Annotated in this window: 16 protein-coding genes; 13 read left to right on the top strand and 3 right to left on the bottom strand. The window is 72.3% G+C overall.

Translation table 11 applies throughout. The features are described from left to right. Positions 1-76: 76 nt before the first annotated feature. From AB0D28_RS16500 to AB0D28_RS16465, 8 genes are all read left to right on the top strand, one after another. Positions 77-538, top strand: a complete 462-nt coding sequence (locus AB0D28_RS16500) for a DUF948 domain-containing protein (RefSeq protein WP_357386511.1) — start codon at positions 77-79, stop codon at positions 536-538. A 32-nt stretch (positions 539-570) separates the two neighbouring features. Then, on the top strand, positions 571-876 hold the full coding sequence (locus tag AB0D28_RS16495) for a DUF6167 family protein (RefSeq protein ID WP_354866963.1): 306 nt from the start codon (positions 571-573) through the stop codon (positions 874-876). Beyond that, a complete protein-coding gene (gene alaS, locus AB0D28_RS16490; protein WP_357386508.1) occupies positions 873-3,554 on the top strand; it encodes an alanine--tRNA ligase in 2,682 nt (893 codons plus the stop codon). Before AB0D28_RS16495 ends, alaS begins: the two co-directional genes overlap by 4 nt. A gap of 184 nt (positions 3,555-3,738) precedes the next feature. Continuing rightward, positions 3,739-4,200, top strand: a complete 462-nt coding sequence (gene ruvX, locus AB0D28_RS16485) for a Holliday junction resolvase RuvX (protein WP_194802882.1) — start codon at positions 3,739-3,741, stop codon at positions 4,198-4,200. Then, on the top strand, positions 4,197-5,402 hold the full coding sequence (gene mltG / locus AB0D28_RS16480; protein WP_357386505.1) for an endolytic transglycosylase MltG: 1,206 nt from the start codon (positions 4,197-4,199) through the stop codon (positions 5,400-5,402). The genes ruvX and mltG overlap by 4 nt, the downstream gene beginning before the upstream one ends. A 34-nt stretch (positions 5,403-5,436) precedes the next feature. Next, complete coding sequence (locus AB0D28_RS16475; RefSeq protein ID WP_357386588.1) at positions 5,437-6,249, top strand: shikimate dehydrogenase; 813 nt, start codon at positions 5,437-5,439, stop codon at positions 6,247-6,249. Between the two features lie 159 nt (positions 6,250-6,408). After that, a complete protein-coding gene (aroC, locus tag AB0D28_RS16470; RefSeq protein WP_357386503.1) occupies positions 6,409-7,587 on the top strand; it encodes a chorismate synthase in 1,179 nt (392 codons plus the stop codon). A gap of 55 nt (positions 7,588-7,642) precedes the next feature. After that, positions 7,643-8,152, top strand: coding sequence for a shikimate kinase (locus AB0D28_RS16465; protein ID WP_091424298.1), 510 nt, complete (start codon positions 7,643-7,645; stop codon positions 8,150-8,152). On the opposite strand, the gene AB0D28_RS16460 is transcribed toward AB0D28_RS16465, so the two are convergent. Both AB0D28_RS16460 and AB0D28_RS16455 read right to left on the bottom strand, forming a co-directional pair. After that, complete coding sequence (locus tag AB0D28_RS16460) at positions 8,142-8,945, bottom strand: cytochrome c oxidase assembly protein (protein WP_357386501.1); 804 nt, start codon at positions 8,943-8,945, stop codon at positions 8,142-8,144. The two genes, AB0D28_RS16465 and AB0D28_RS16460, sit on opposite strands and share 11 nt — an antisense overlap. Further along, on the bottom strand, positions 8,942-9,484 hold the full coding sequence (locus AB0D28_RS16455; protein WP_357386499.1) for a DUF2243 domain-containing protein: 543 nt from the start codon (positions 9,482-9,484) through the stop codon (positions 8,942-8,944). Before AB0D28_RS16455 ends, AB0D28_RS16460 begins: the two co-directional genes overlap by 4 nt. Positions 9,485-9,576: 92 nt before the next feature. Between AB0D28_RS16455 and aroB the strand changes: the two genes are divergently transcribed. The 4 genes from aroB (at position 9,577) to nusB (ending at position 12,168) form a co-directional block, all read left to right on the top strand. After that, positions 9,577-10,653 carry a 3-dehydroquinate synthase gene (aroB, locus tag AB0D28_RS16450; RefSeq protein ID WP_357386498.1) on the top strand — a complete coding sequence of 359 codons (1,077 nt, stop codon included), beginning with the start codon at positions 9,577-9,579 and terminating at the stop codon, positions 10,651-10,653. Continuing rightward, positions 10,650-11,090, top strand: coding sequence for a type II 3-dehydroquinate dehydratase (gene aroQ, locus AB0D28_RS16445; protein ID WP_013285502.1), 441 nt, complete (start codon positions 10,650-10,652; stop codon positions 11,088-11,090). The genes aroB and aroQ overlap by 4 nt, the downstream gene beginning before the upstream one ends. Before the next feature lie 86 nt (positions 11,091-11,176). Beyond that, positions 11,177-11,734, top strand: coding sequence for an elongation factor P (efp, locus tag AB0D28_RS16440; protein ID WP_357386495.1), 558 nt, complete (start codon positions 11,177-11,179; stop codon positions 11,732-11,734). A 23-nt stretch (positions 11,735-11,757) separates the two neighbouring features. Continuing rightward, a complete protein-coding gene (nusB, locus tag AB0D28_RS16435) occupies positions 11,758-12,168 on the top strand; it encodes a transcription antitermination factor NusB (protein WP_357386586.1) in 411 nt (136 codons plus the stop codon). A gap of 64 nt (positions 12,169-12,232) precedes the next feature. Here nusB and AB0D28_RS16430 read toward each other — a convergent pair whose 3' ends face one another. Further along, complete coding sequence (locus AB0D28_RS16430; protein ID WP_013285505.1) at positions 12,233-12,721, bottom strand: helix-turn-helix domain-containing protein; 489 nt, start codon at positions 12,719-12,721, stop codon at positions 12,233-12,235. 285 nt (positions 12,722-13,006) lie between these two features. Here AB0D28_RS16430 and pyrR point away from each other — a divergent pair, with 285 nt between their 5' ends. Continuing rightward, on the top strand, positions 13,007-13,588 hold the full coding sequence (pyrR, locus tag AB0D28_RS16425; RefSeq protein WP_357386493.1) for a bifunctional pyr operon transcriptional regulator/uracil phosphoribosyltransferase PyrR: 582 nt from the start codon (positions 13,007-13,009) through the stop codon (positions 13,586-13,588). Positions 13,589-13,642 lie beyond the last annotated feature (54 nt).

Below are 13,642 nucleotides of genomic sequence, written 5' to 3'. Positions count from 1 at the left end.
TGGCGCGAAGTGGGTAGGTACGGTCGCGCGTTCCGGGGCGTCGGGTTCCGGGACACTGCTTGAGGAGGACTTACGCGTGAGTGGTGGAGAGATCGCTGCGCTGATCGCGGCCGGCGCGTTCCTGATGCTGGTGCTCGTGCTGGCGGTGCCGATCCTGCGGCTGCGGCACACCGTGGACGCGACGACCCGCATGATCACCGACGTGAACGAGCGCACCACGCCGCTGCTCGGTGACGTGAACACCACGGTGAAGAACGTCAACGTGGCGCTGGAGCAGGTGCAGACCTCGCTGGACGGGGTGAACCTCCAGCTCGCCAAGGTGGACACCATGACCAGCCACGCGCAGAACGTCACCGCGAACGTGGCGAACCTGGCCACGGTGGTCTCCGCCGCCGCCGCGAACCCGCTGGTCAAGGTGGCCGCGTTCGGGTACGGCGTGCGCCGGGCCGCCTCCGCCCGCCGGCACGCCGAGACCGAGCGCGAGGTGCGCGACACGATCAAGCAGCAGCGTCGCGCCGCCAAGCGCGGCAACCGCTGACCCCGACCGGCGTACGCGGGAAGGATGAGAACATGAGGCGGTTGTTCTGGCTGGGCATCGGGCTGGCCGTGGGCGTCCTGGTGGTGCGTAAGGCCACCCGGACGGCGCAGGCGTACACCCCGGCCGGCATCGCCAGCGGGCTGTCCGAGTCCGCCGGCGGTCTGGTCGAGTCGGTCCGGGCGTTCATGGACGACGTCCGGGTCGGCATGGCCGAGCGTGAGCAGGAGATCCACGAGGCCTTCGCCCGCGGCGAGGTGTACGACGACCAGTTCGCCGAGCTGCGGGAGGACCCGCGCATCGGTGATCGAGAGATTTTCCCGGAGGACCACCAGCGATGAAGACGGCGGAGATCAAGCGGCGGTTCCTCGCCCACTTCGAGGCGAACGGGCACACCGTGGTGCCGTCCGCTCCGCTGCCCGCCATCAGCGACCCGAACCTGCTGTTCATCAACGCGGGCATGGTGCAGTTCGTGCCCTACTTCCTGGGCCAGCAGACCCCGCCGTACGCGCGGGCGACGAGCGTGCAGAAGTGCATCCGTACGCCGGACATCGACGAGGTCGGCAAGACCAGCCGGCACGGCACGTTCTTCCAGATGAACGGCAACTTCTCCTTCGGTGACTACTTCAAGTCCGGGGCGATCCCGCTCGCCTGGGACCTGGCCACCAAGCCGGTCGAGGCGGGCGGCTTCGGGCTGGACCCGGAGCGGATCTGGGCGACCGTCTACCTGGACGACGACGAGGCGTACGACATCTGGCGGGCCACCGGCGTGCCGGCCGAGCGGATCGTGCGCCGGGGCAAGGCCGACAACTTCTGGTCGATGGGCATCCCCGGCCCGTGCGGCCCGTGCTCCGAGCTGTACTACGACCGCGGCCCGGCCTACGGCCGCGAGGGCGGGCCGGAGGTCGACGAGGACCGCTACCTGGAGTTCTGGAACCTCGTCTTCATGCAGTTCGAGCGGGGTCCGGGCACCGGCAAGGAGGACTTCCCGATCCTCGGTGACCTGCCGGCGAAGAACATCGACACCGGCATGGGCCTGGAGCGGATGGCCTCGCTGCTGCAGGGCGTGGACAACCTCTACGAGATCGACGAGGTCCGGCCGATCCTGGACAGGGCCGCCGAGCTGACCGGCAAGCGCTACGGCGCGCACTCCGGCCAGGCGGCCAACCAGTCGCACCCGGACGACGTGCGGCTGCGGGTGATCGCCGACCACGTGCGCACCTCGCTGATGCTCATCGGCGACGGGGTGACCCCGTCGAACGAGGGCCGTGGTTACGTGCTGCGGCGGATCATGCGCCGGGCGATCCGGGCGGTGCGGCTGCTGGGCTACGCCGACCGGGCTCTGCCCGAGCTGCTGCCGGTGGCCCGTGACTGCATGGCGCCGTCGTACCCGGAGCTGGCCGAGGACTTCGGCCGGATCTCCCAGTACGCGTACGCCGAGGAGGACGCGTTCCTGGCCACGCTGCGCGCCGGCACCACGATCCTGGACACCGCCATCGCCGAGACCAAGTCGGCCGGCAAGGCGGCGCTCTCCGGTGACAAGGCGTTCCAGCTGCACGACACGTACGGCTTCCCGATCGACCTGACCCTGGAGATCGCGGCCGAGCAGGGCTTGCAGGTCGACGCGGAGGGCTTCCGCCGGCTGATGGCCGACCAGCGCAGCCGGGCCAAGGCCGACGCGCAGGCGCGCAAGACCGGGCACACGGACGTGTCGGCGTACCGGTCGGTGCTCGACGGCGGCGGGCCGGTGGAGTTCACCGGCTACACCGAGCTGAGCCGGGAGTCGCGGGTGCGCGCGCTGCTGTCCGGCGGTGCCACGGTGGCGGCGGCTGCCGAGGGCGACACGATCGAGCTGGTGCTCGACACCACCCCGTTCTACGCCGAGGGCGGCGGGCAGCAGCCCGACCAGGGCCTCATCACCGTCGGCGGCGGCCAGGTCGAGGTCTTCGACGTGCAGCAGCCGGTGCCCGGCCTGATCGTGCACCGGGCGAAGGTGGTGCGCGGCGAGGTGCGGGCCGGGGAGACCGGGTACGCCGAGATCGACGCGTCCCGCCGCCGGGCGATCTCCCGTTCGCACACGGCGACGCACCTGGTGCACCAGACGATGCGTAACTTCCTCGGCGAGTCGGCGACCCAGGCGGGTTCGCTCAACGCGCCGGGCCGGCTGCGGTTCGACTTCAACACCCCGACGGGTGTGGCGCCGAGCGTGCTGCACGACGTCGAGCAGCAGGTCAACGAGGTGCTGCTGGCCGACCTGGAGGTGCACGCGTTCGTCACCAGCCAGGAGGAGGCCCGCCGGATCGGGGCGATGGCCCTGTTCGGTGAGAAGTACGGCGAGCGGGTCCGGGTCGTCGAGGTCGGCGACTACGCCCGTGAGCTGTGCGGCGGCACGCACGTGGCCCGCTCCGCCCAGCTCGGCCTGGTGAAGATCCTCTCCGAGGCGTCTGTGGGTTCCGGGGTCCGCCGGATCGAGGCGCTCGTCGGCATGGACGCGTTCGGCTTCCTGGCCCGTGAGCACCTGCTGGTGTCCCGGCTGGCGGAGCTGTTCCGGGTGCCGGGGGAGCAGGTGGCCGACCGGGTGGAGCAGACGGTCACCCAGTTGCGCGACGCGGAGAAGGAACTGGAGAAGCTGCGCGCCCAGCTCGTGCTCGGCGGCGCCGGCGCGCTCGCGGCGCAGGCGAAGGACGTGCGCGGGGTCGCGTACGTCGGGACCGAGGCGCCGGAGGGCGCGGCCGCGAACGACGTGCGGACCCTCGCCCAGGAGATCCGGGGCCGGATCGACGCGGCCCGCCCGGCGGTGGTCGCGGTGGCGGCCCGGGCCAACGGCAAGGCGTCGCTGGTGGTGGCCGTCAACCAGGCCGCCCGGGGGCGGAACCTGAGCGCGAAGGACCTGGTCAAGGCGGCGTTCTCCGGCCGGGGCGGCGGCAGCGACGACCTGGCCCAGGGCGGCGGCCTGCCCGCGGCGGAGGCGCCGAACCTGCTGGTCACCGTCGAGCGGGCGGTCGCCGACGCGGCATGAGCGAACGCACCGAGCGGAGCGAGGGCCGTGAGGGCATGCCCATTCGGCACGGCATGAGCGAACGCACCGAGCGGAGCGAGGGCCGTGAGGGCATGCCCAGCCGGCACGGCATGAGCGCACGGATGTACGCCAGGGCGGACCACCCGGTCCGCCCTGGCCCGTATCGGCGGGGAGGTGTCCGTCAGTGACCGAGCTGTCCCGAGGTGTCCGGCTGGGTGTCGACGTCGGCCAGGTGCGGGTGGGGGTGGCCCGCTGTGATCCGCACGGCATCCTCGCCACGCCCCTGGTCACGCTGGCCCGTGATCTGACGGCGGAACCGGACGCGGTGCCCGGCGACATGGCCGAGCTGGTCCGGCTCGCCGCCGAGCACGAGGCGGTGGGGATCGTGGTCGGGCTGCCGGTCAATCTCGCCGGGAAGCACGGACCCGCGGCGGCGAACGTATCGGCATATGCCAGCCGTTTGGCTGATGTGATGCGGCCGATTCCGGTGACGCTGACGGACGAGAGGATGTCTACCGTCGTCGCGAGTCGTAGGCTTGCCGAACGGGGCGTCCGGGGAAAGCGCCAACGGGCGGTGGTCGACCAGGCTGCCGCGGTGGAGATTCTGCAGAGCTGGCTGGACGCACAGCGGAGGCGGACGCAATGATCGACGATCTTGATCTGGGGTTCGACGAGCCGGACAGGGGGGAGAAGGGCCGGCACCGGCGCGGCGCGGTGCGCCGGCGTCAGGGCAAGTCCGGCGGCGGCCGGGGCAAGACCCTTCTCGCCCTCGCGCTCGCTCTGGTCCTGCTGGGTGGCATCGGCGGCGGCGCGTTCTACGGCTTCGACCGGGTCCAGAACTACTTCGTCACGCCCGACTACGACGGCTCCGGCACCGGCGAGGTGACGGTCGAGATCAAGCAGGGCGCGCTGATCGCCGACATGGCCGACGCGCTCGTCGCGGCCGACGTGGTGAAGAGCACCAAGGCGTTCATCGAGGCCGCCGAGGAGAACTCGCGCAGCAAGAACATCCAGCCCGGCACCTACAAGCTGCGCAAGCAGATGAGCGGTGACGCGGCGGTCGTGGCGCTGCTGGACCTCAAGAACAAGATCGTCAACGGGATCACCATCCCCGAGGGGCTCACCGCGAAGACGGTCTACAAGCGGCTGTCCGAGAAGACCGACATCCCGGTCAAGGACTTCGAGGCCGCCGCGAAGGACCCGGAGGCGCTCGGCGTACCGGACTGGTGGTTCAAGCGCTCCGACGGCAAGAAGGCCAAGCCGTCGGTCGAGGGCTTCCTGTTCCCCGACACCTACGAGATCCCGCCGAAGGCCACCGCCGAGACGGTGCTCAAGCTGATGGTGGACAACTTCCTCACCGTCACCGGGAACCTGAAGTTCGCCGAGAACGTGCAGGCGAACCGCGGCGGCATCAGCCCGTACGAGGTACTGACCGTGGCGTCGCTCGCCCAAGCCGAGGCGGGCAACAAGGACGACCTCGGCAAGATCGCCCGCGTCGCCTACAACCGGGCCTACAGCGGCAACTTCCCCTGCAACTGTCTGCAGTTCGACGTTTCGGTCAACTACTACTGGGAGCTGACCGGCAAGCCGACGAAGGCGTCGAAGGACATGCGCAGAGAGGAACTGTACGACGAGAAGAACCCGTACAGCACCCACGCCCGCCCGGGTCTGCCCCCGACCCCCATCAACAACCCGGGGAAGCAGGCCCTGGAGGGGGCGCTGAGCCCGCCGGACGGCAAGTGGCTCTTCTTCGTCGCCATCGACAGGCAGGGACACTCGGCCTTCGCGACGACAAACGCCGAGCATGAGCGCAACATCGAGAAGGCCAAGGAGAACGGCGTTCTCTAGGCACGACGTCACCCGGGAGACAGAGGCAGTGCACATTTCGGCTCCCCGTCGTGCCGCTGTGGTCGGCAGGCCGATCGCCCACTCGCTGTCCCCGGTGATCCACACCGCCGGGTACGCGGCGGCCGGGCTGACCGGCTGGTCGTACACCCGGATCGAAGCCGGCGCCGACGAGCTGCCCGGCCTGGTCGCGGGCCTCGGCCCGGAGTGGGCCGGCCTGTCGGTGACCATGCCGGGCAAGGAGGCGGCGCTCGCGCTCGCCGACGAGGTCTCGCCGGTCGCCGCCGCCGTCGGCGCCGCCAACACGCTGGTACGCCGGCCCGACGGCACCTGGTACGCGGACAACACCGACGTCACCGGCATGGTCGAGGTGCTCACCGGCGCCGGCTGCGTGGCCGGGGCGGTCGTCACCGTGCTCGGCGCGGGTGGCACGGCCCGGGCCGCGATCGCGGCGGCGGCCCGGATCGGGGCGGCCGAGGTGACAGTGGTGGCCCGCCGCCCGGAGGCGGTCGACGAGCTGCGCCCGGTCGCGGCGGCGGCCGGTGTGCCGCTGGCGGGCGCGGAGTGGGACGGGGCGCCGGCGCACGCCCGCGCCGACGTGGTGATCTCCACGGTGCCGAAGGGCGTCGCCGACCCCCTGGCCGACAACTTCGACTGGCGGCCGGAGTCCGTCTTCTTCGACGTGGTCTACGACCCGTGGCCGACGCCGCTCGCCGCGGCGGCGCTCGCCGCCGGCTGCCGGGTGGTCTCCGGGCTGGACCTGCTGCTGGCCCAGGCGTTCGGTCAGTTCGAGCAGTTCACCGGCGTTCCGGCACCGCGCGCCGCGATGCGCGCCGCGCTTGCGGTGTAAGGAAGGGCCCCTTTTTAACGCCTCCGGTAGAGGAAGGGTCCCCTGTTAACACCTCACGCCGCCCGGTGGGAGACCAGCGCGCGGAGGTGGCCTGTCCGCAGGGCGGGACGCGGCGGGCGGCGTACGCCGGCGACCACCGGACGTGACACACTGACCGTCGTGTTGCGCTGGCTGACTGCAGGTGAATCGCACGGACCCGCCCTCGTCGCGATGCTGGAGGGCGTACCCGCCGGCATCGAGGTGACCACCGGGGAGATCTCCGGCGAGCTGGCCCGGCGCCGGCTCGGGTACGGCCGGGGCGCCCGGATGTCGTTCGAGCAGGACGAGGTCGAGATCATCGGCGGGCTCCGGCACGGCGTCACGCTGGGCAGCCCGGTGGCGATCCGGGTCGGCAACTCCGAGTGGCCGAAGTGGCGCACCGTGATGGCCGCCGACCCGGTCGACCCGGAGGAGCTGGCGAGCCAGGCCCGCAACGCGCCGCTGACCCGCCCTCGCCCCGGTCACGCCGACCTGGCCGGCATGCAGAAGTACGGGCACACCGACGCCCGGCCGATCCTGGAGCGCGCCAGCGCCCGGGAGACGGCCGCCCGGGTCGCGGTGGGCACCGTCGCCAAGGCGCTGGTGCGGCAGGCGCTCGGCGTGGAGATCGTCTCGCACGTGGTCGAGCTGGGCCCGGTGGCGGTCAAGCCAGGGCTGCGCCCCACGCCGGAGGACGCCGCGCGCATCGACGCCGACCCGCTGCGCTGCCTCGACGCCGAGGCCAGCGCCCGGATGGTCGCCGAGGTCGACGCCGCGAAGAAGGCCGCCGACACACTCGGCGGCGTGGTCGAGGTGCTCGCGTACGGGGTGCCGCCGGGTCTGGGCAGCCACGTGCAGTGGGACCGCAAGCTCGACGCCCGCCTGGCCACCGCGCTCATGTCTATCCAGGCGATCAAGGGCGTGGAGATCGGTGACGGGTGGCAGCAGGCGCGCTCGCGCGGCTCCGAGGCGCACGACGAGATCGTGCCCACCGCCACCGGGGTACGGCGGATCACCGACCGGGCCGGCGGCCTGGAGGGCGGCATCACCACCGGTGAGCCGCTGCGGGTGAAGGCGGCCATGAAGCCGATCTCGTCGCTGAACCGGGCCCTCGCCACGATCGACGTGACCACCGGCGAGCCGGCCACCGCGATCAACCAGCGTTCCGACGTGTGCGCGGTGCCGGCCGCCGCGGTGGTGGCCGAGGCGATGGTCGCGCTGGTGCTGGCCGAGGCGGCGGTGGAGAAGTTCGGCGGCGACTCGGTCGCCGAGATGCGCCGCAACCTGGCCGGTTACCTCGACAGCCTGGTGATTCGGTGAGCGCGAGGAACGCAGCGCAGCGGAGTCCCGCAGTCGCGAACGAAAGGTGGCAACGGTGAGCACCCGGCCGGTCTGCGTGCTGGTCGGTGCGCCCGGCTCCGGCAAGACCACAGTCGGCACGGCGCTCGCCGAGGCGCTCGGCGTCGGCTTCCGGGACACCGACGCCGACATCGAGAACCTCGCCGGCAAGCCCATCCCGGAGATCTTCGTGGACGAGGGGGAGGAGCACTTCCGTACCCTCGAACGGGCCGCCGTGGCGGCGGCGCTCGCGTCGCACGCGGGCGTGCTCGCGCTCGGCGGCGGCGCGGTCCTGGCCGAGGAGAACCGGGCCGCGCTGATCGGCCACACGGTGGTGCACCTGTCGGTGGAGCTGCCGGACGCGCTCAAGCGGGTCGGTCTGGGCGCCGGCCGGCCGCTGCTCGCGCTGAACCCGCGCGCCACGCTCAAGCACCTGATGGACCAGCGCCGCCCGCTCTACGCCGAGGTGGCGACCGCGACTGTGGTCACCGACGGGCGTACCCCGCAGGAGCTGGCGGCGGAGATCGCCGCGCTGCTCAAGCCCTGACCCGCACGGCCGCGACCGGCGCGGACCGCGCGGCGCGGCGGCGCCGGGCCGGTTCGGGCCGCCAGGTGGCGAGCAGCGCCAGCGCCAGCGCGATCTCGGCCAGGTCGCCGAGGTAGTACATGAGCGTGGCCCCGGCCCGCAGCTCGGCGGCGGTGGCGGGCACGTCCACGAACAGCCCGGCGTAGAGCAACTGGGCGATGGTGGCGTGCGCCGCGACCCCGAACCCGATCACCACAAGCCGCACCGGTACGCGGGGACGGTGCGGTCCCGGGTCCGGCCCGGCGATCGACCAGGCGAACAGGCAGCCGCTGAGCAGGAAGTGCAGGTTCACCAGCGTGTGCAGGGCCGGGTTGTCCAGCGTGGCCCGGTACAGCGGGGTGAGGTAGAGCAGCCAGAGCCCGCCCGCGGTGAGCAGGAGCCAGGTCACCGGGTGGCCGAGCACCCGCGCGACCGGGTGCCGCAGCAGGTGGACCAGGGCCCGGCCGGTACGCCGGTCCAGCGTGCGCAGCAGCAGCGTGACGGGGGCGGCGAGCACCAGCGCCAGCGGCGCGAGCATGCCGATCAGCAGGTGCTGCCACATGTGCCCGACGAAGTCACCGGCCGGCCAGAGCAGCCCCGCCACCAGCAGCAACGTGCCCAGCCCGAAGCTCGCCGTGCGGGCGTGCGGCCAGCCCGGTCCGCCCGGGGCGCGCAGGCGCAACGCGGCGGCCAGGTACGCCCAGAACAGCACCAGCGGCAGCAGCGCGACGGCCGGGAAGCCGCCGTCGGCGTGCCCGGCGTGGGCCGGGATCACCGCCGCTCCGGCGCGCAGAGGTCCACGTCGCGGGCCCGGCGCTGGATCGCCCAGCCCGCCGCGATCAGCACCACGCCGAGGGCGAGGAACCCGAGGTCCCACCAGAGCTGGTTCGGACCGCCGCGGACGTGGTGGATGCCGAGCAGGTGGTGGTCGACGACGCCCTCGACCAGGTTGAACAGGCCCCAGCCGATCAGCGCCCAGCCCCACAGCATGGGCGAGCGCCACAGCCGGCCCCGCGAGGTGGTGACCCGGGCGTAGAGCAGGGCCAGGCCGGTCAGCACCGCGACCCAGGTGACCACGTGGAACAGCCCGTCCCAGAGCGTGTTCATCTGCAACCCGGCCACGGTGTCGACCGGGTACTCGCGGATGCCGGCCCGGTCGCTGCCGGTGCTGCTGAGCATGTGGTGCCACTGGAGGACCTGGTGCAGGACGATGCCGTCGACGAAGCCGCCCAGCCCGACGCCGAGGATGGTGGCGGGCAGCCGGATGCTCGTCGCGGACTCCGGTCGGGTCGCGGGTGCCGTCGTCTCGCTCATTCCGGCCGCCCTACCCGGCGTGCGGCCGGGCAAACACCCAGCCAGTGGACAGTCGCCCCGCGAGGGCGGCGCGCTGGACTAGGCTGCCCGCGATGGACGAGGTGACCCGGATCCCGGTCGGCGGCGAGCGGCCGTACGACGTGCTCGTGGGACGTGACCTGCTGGACCCGCCGCCGGCGCTGCTACCCGGCGCCGAGCGGGTGGCCTTCCTGCACTCGCCGCCGCTCAAGGCGCTGGCCGACCGGCTCGCCGCCGGCGTCCGCGAGGCCGGCGTGACTCCGCTGCTCATCGAGGTGCCGGACGCGGAGGCGGGCAAGCACGTCGACGTGGCGGCGGCCTGCTGGGATCGGCTCGGCGAGGCCGGGTTCACCCGTACCGACGCGGTGGTCGGGGTGGGCGGCGGCGCGGTCACCGACCTGGCCGGTTTCGTCGCGGCCACCTGGCTGCGCGGGGTGCGCTGGGTGCCGGTCGCCACGTCGCTGCTCGGCATGGTCGACGCCGCCGTGGGCGGCAAGACCGGCATCAACACCGCCGCCGGCAAGAACCTGGTCGGCGCGTTCCACCCGCCGGCCGGCGTGCTGGCCGACCTGGCGACGCTGGACAGCCTGCCCCCGGCCGACCTGGCGGCCGGGATGGCCGAGGTGGTCAAGTGCGGCTTCATCGCCGACCCGGTCATCCTCGACCTGGTCGAGCGGGATCCGGCCGCCGCGCTGGACCCGGCCGGGCCGGTGCTGCGGGAACTGGTCGAGCGCGCGGTCCGCGTGAAGGCCGGCGTGGTCGGCGGGGACCTGCGCGAATCCGGGGTACGCGAGGTGCTCAACTACGGGCACACGCTGGCGCACGCGATCGAGAAGGTGGAGGGGTACCGCTGGCGGCACGGTCACGCCGTGGCGGTCGGCCTGGTGTACGCCGCCACGCTGGCCCGGCTCGCAGGCCGCCTCGACGCGGCCGACGCCGAGCGGCACCGCCGGGTGCTGACCGCGCTCGGCCTGCCCACCGGCTACCGGGCCGACGCCTGGCCGGAGCTGCTGGCGGCGATGCGGGTGGACAAGAAGGCCCGGGGGAGCCGGCTGCGGTTCGTGGTGCTCGACGGGCTCGCCCGCCCGGCGATCCTGGAGGCACCGCCGGACGACCTGCTCGCCGCCGCGTACGCGGAGATCAGCTCGTGAGGGTGTACGTGCTCAACGGGCCGAACCTGGGCCGGCTCGGCACCCGCCAGGTCGACGTGTACGGGGTGACCAGCTACGCCCAGCTCGTGGCCGACTGCGAGCGGCATGGCCGGGAGCTGGGCCTGGACGTGGTGGTCCGGCAGACCGACGCCGAGCACGAGATGCTGGCCTGGCTGCACGAGGCGGCCGACGAGGCGGCGGCGGTGGTGCTCAACCCGGCCGCCTGGTCGCACTACTCGATCGCGGTGCGGGACGCCTGCGCCATGCTGCGCGGCCCGCTGGTCGAGGTGCACATCTCCAACATCCACGCCCGGGAGGAGTTCCGGCACCACTCGGTGGTCTCCGCCGTGGCCACCGGCGTGATCTGCGGCCTGGGCGTGGACGGCTACCGGCTGGCACTGCACCACCTGGCCGCCCGGCTCGCCGCGGGTGCCTGAGCCCCTCAGTTCCGTGGCGCGAGTCCGATTCGACAGAGCGAGTAGACTTGGACGGTCTGTCCGCCAATTGATGATCAAGGCAGGAAATGGCCACCACCAACGACCTGAAGAACGGCCTGGTACTCAACCTGGACGGCGAGCTGTGGGCCGTCGTCGAGTTCCAGCACGTCAAGCCCGGTAAGGGTGGTGCCTTCGTGCGCACCACGCTGAAGAACGTGCTGTCCGGCAAGGTGGTCGACAAGACCTTCAACGCGGGCACCAAGGTCGAGACCGCGACCGTGGACAAGCGCACCATGCAGTACCTGTACGCCGACGGCGAGGACTACGTCTTCATGGATCTGGAGACGTTCGACCAGATCACCGTCATGGGCGGCGTCGTCGGCGAGGCCGCCAACTACCTCCTCCCCGAGGCCGAGGCGACGGTCGCCACCCACGAGGGTGTGCCGCTGTACATCGAGCTGCCGACCTCGGTCGTGCTGGAGGTCACCTACACCGAGCCGGGCCTGCAGGGCGACCGGTCGACCGGCGGCAACAAGCCGGCCACCGTCGAGACCGGCGCGACGGTGCAGGTGCCGCTGTTCATCACCACCGGTGAGAAGATCAAGGTCGACACCCGCGACGGCCGTTACCTCGGCCGATCCTGATGGCCGAGGGTCCCAAGCAGCAGATGCCGGCGCGCCGTAAGGCGCGCAAGCGGGCGCTGGACGTGCTCTTCGAGGCCGACCTGCGGGACCGCCCGCCGGTCGAGGTGCTCGCCGGTTACCTGCAACGGATCGAGCAGCCGCGCCCTGACCACCTCGGCTACGCGATCGGGCTGGTCGAGGGCGTGGCGGCGCACCTCGACCGGATCGACGAGACGATCGCCAGCTACGCCGAGGGGTGGACGCTGGAGCGCATGCCGGTGGTCGACCGCAACCTGGCCCGGATCGCCGTGTACGAGCTGCTCTACGTCGACGAGATCGACGACGCGGTGGCGATCAGCGAGGCCGTGGAGCTGGCCCGGCAGATGTCGACAGACGACTCGCCCCGCTTTCTCAACGGCATCCTCGGCCGGATCGCCGAGTACGCCACGCGCTGACGCGTGCCGGATCGACGAAGGGCCCGTGCCAGGCGGCACGGGCCCTTCTCGTCGTACGGGGGTGTCAGGAGGCGAAGAACGCCCGGGGGTCGGCGACCAGCACGCCGTGCTCGGTCAGCCGCTCGATCAGGCCCGACGGCGAGGCGTCGTAGACGATCGCGAGGGCGCGCAGGTCGTCGGCGCGGATCGAGAGCACGCGGCCGTTGTAGTCACCGCGCTGCTGCTGGATGGCACGCGCGTACCGGGCCACGTACGCGAGGTCCTCGGAGGCCTCGTCGTAGAGCCGCTCCAGGTCCAGCACGATCTTGCTGGTGGGCTCGTGACGCACCCCGCTGCCGTCGGGCAGCAGCTCCGAGACGGGAACGCGGTAGAAGTCGGCCAGCTCCGCCAGGCGGGACACGGTGACGGCGCGGTCGCCGCGCTCGTACGAGCCGACCACCACGGCCTTCCACCGCCCGTTCGACTTCTCCTCCACCCCCTGCAGGGACAGACCCTGCTGCTGGCGGATGGAGCGCAGGCGGGCGCCCAGCGACTTGGCGTATTCAGAGGGCATTCGGACACTCCCAGTGCTGTTCGGGTTCTCCGAGCTATCGCTACGGAGCGTGACGGTACGGGGATTGCGACAAGTGGTCAAGTGTTGCCGTCCACCGGGTCCCGCACCCCTGTGTGGCTTGTCCCCATTTCTCCGGGCTGACCAGCAGGTCAGTACCGGCGGCGGGCAGCCCGGTGACCGCTGGTAACGTGGCGTGAAGCCCCGGTCCGGGCCCGCGCGGGCCGGCCGGAGCCGACCAGACGTCCTTTAACGACCCGTCCCGTGAGGCGGGGAAGGAGGTCCGCCGTGGCCTACCCACCGGCTGCCCACTCGTCGCCGCCGCGACAACCCTCGGTGAAGGTGATCCTCGCCGCAGCGGACGTTTCGCGGGTGGTCGACCGCATCGCCCACCAGATCCTGGAGAAGACCCAGGGCGCCGCCGACACCGTGCTGCTCGGCATCCCCACCCGGGGCGTGCCGCTGGCCCACCGCCTCGCGGCCCGGATCAGCACCTTCGAGGACGTCACAGTCCCGGTCGGCGTGCTCGACATCACGCTCTACCGCGACGACCTGCGCCGGCACGCCACCCGCGCGGTCGGCCCGACCGACCTGCCGCCCGGCGGGATCGACGGCAAGCGGGTGATCCTCGTCGACGACGTGCTGTTCTCCGGCCGCACCGTGCGGGCCGCGCTGGACGCGCTCAGCGACGTGGGCCGCCCGGCGTCAGTGCAGCTCGCGGTCCTGGTCGACCGCGGCCACCGCCAGCTGCCGATCCGCGCCGACTACGTCGGCAAGAACATCCCCACCGCGCTGGCCGAGAACGTCAAGGTCACCCTCGCCGAGACCGACGGCACGGACGAGGTCAAGTTGTACGGGGGGTCACTGTGAGCGCGAGGAGTGCAGCGAAGCGGAGCCCCGCAGTCGCGAACGAAAGGCGGCTCT

The organism is Micromonospora sp. NPDC048169 (genome assembly GCF_040652815.1).
Classification (GTDB): Bacteria; Actinomycetota; Actinomycetes; order Mycobacteriales; family Micromonosporaceae; genus Micromonospora.
The sequence above is the reverse complement of the archived record's forward strand: the minus strand, read 5'-3'. Positions and strand labels throughout refer to the sequence as shown.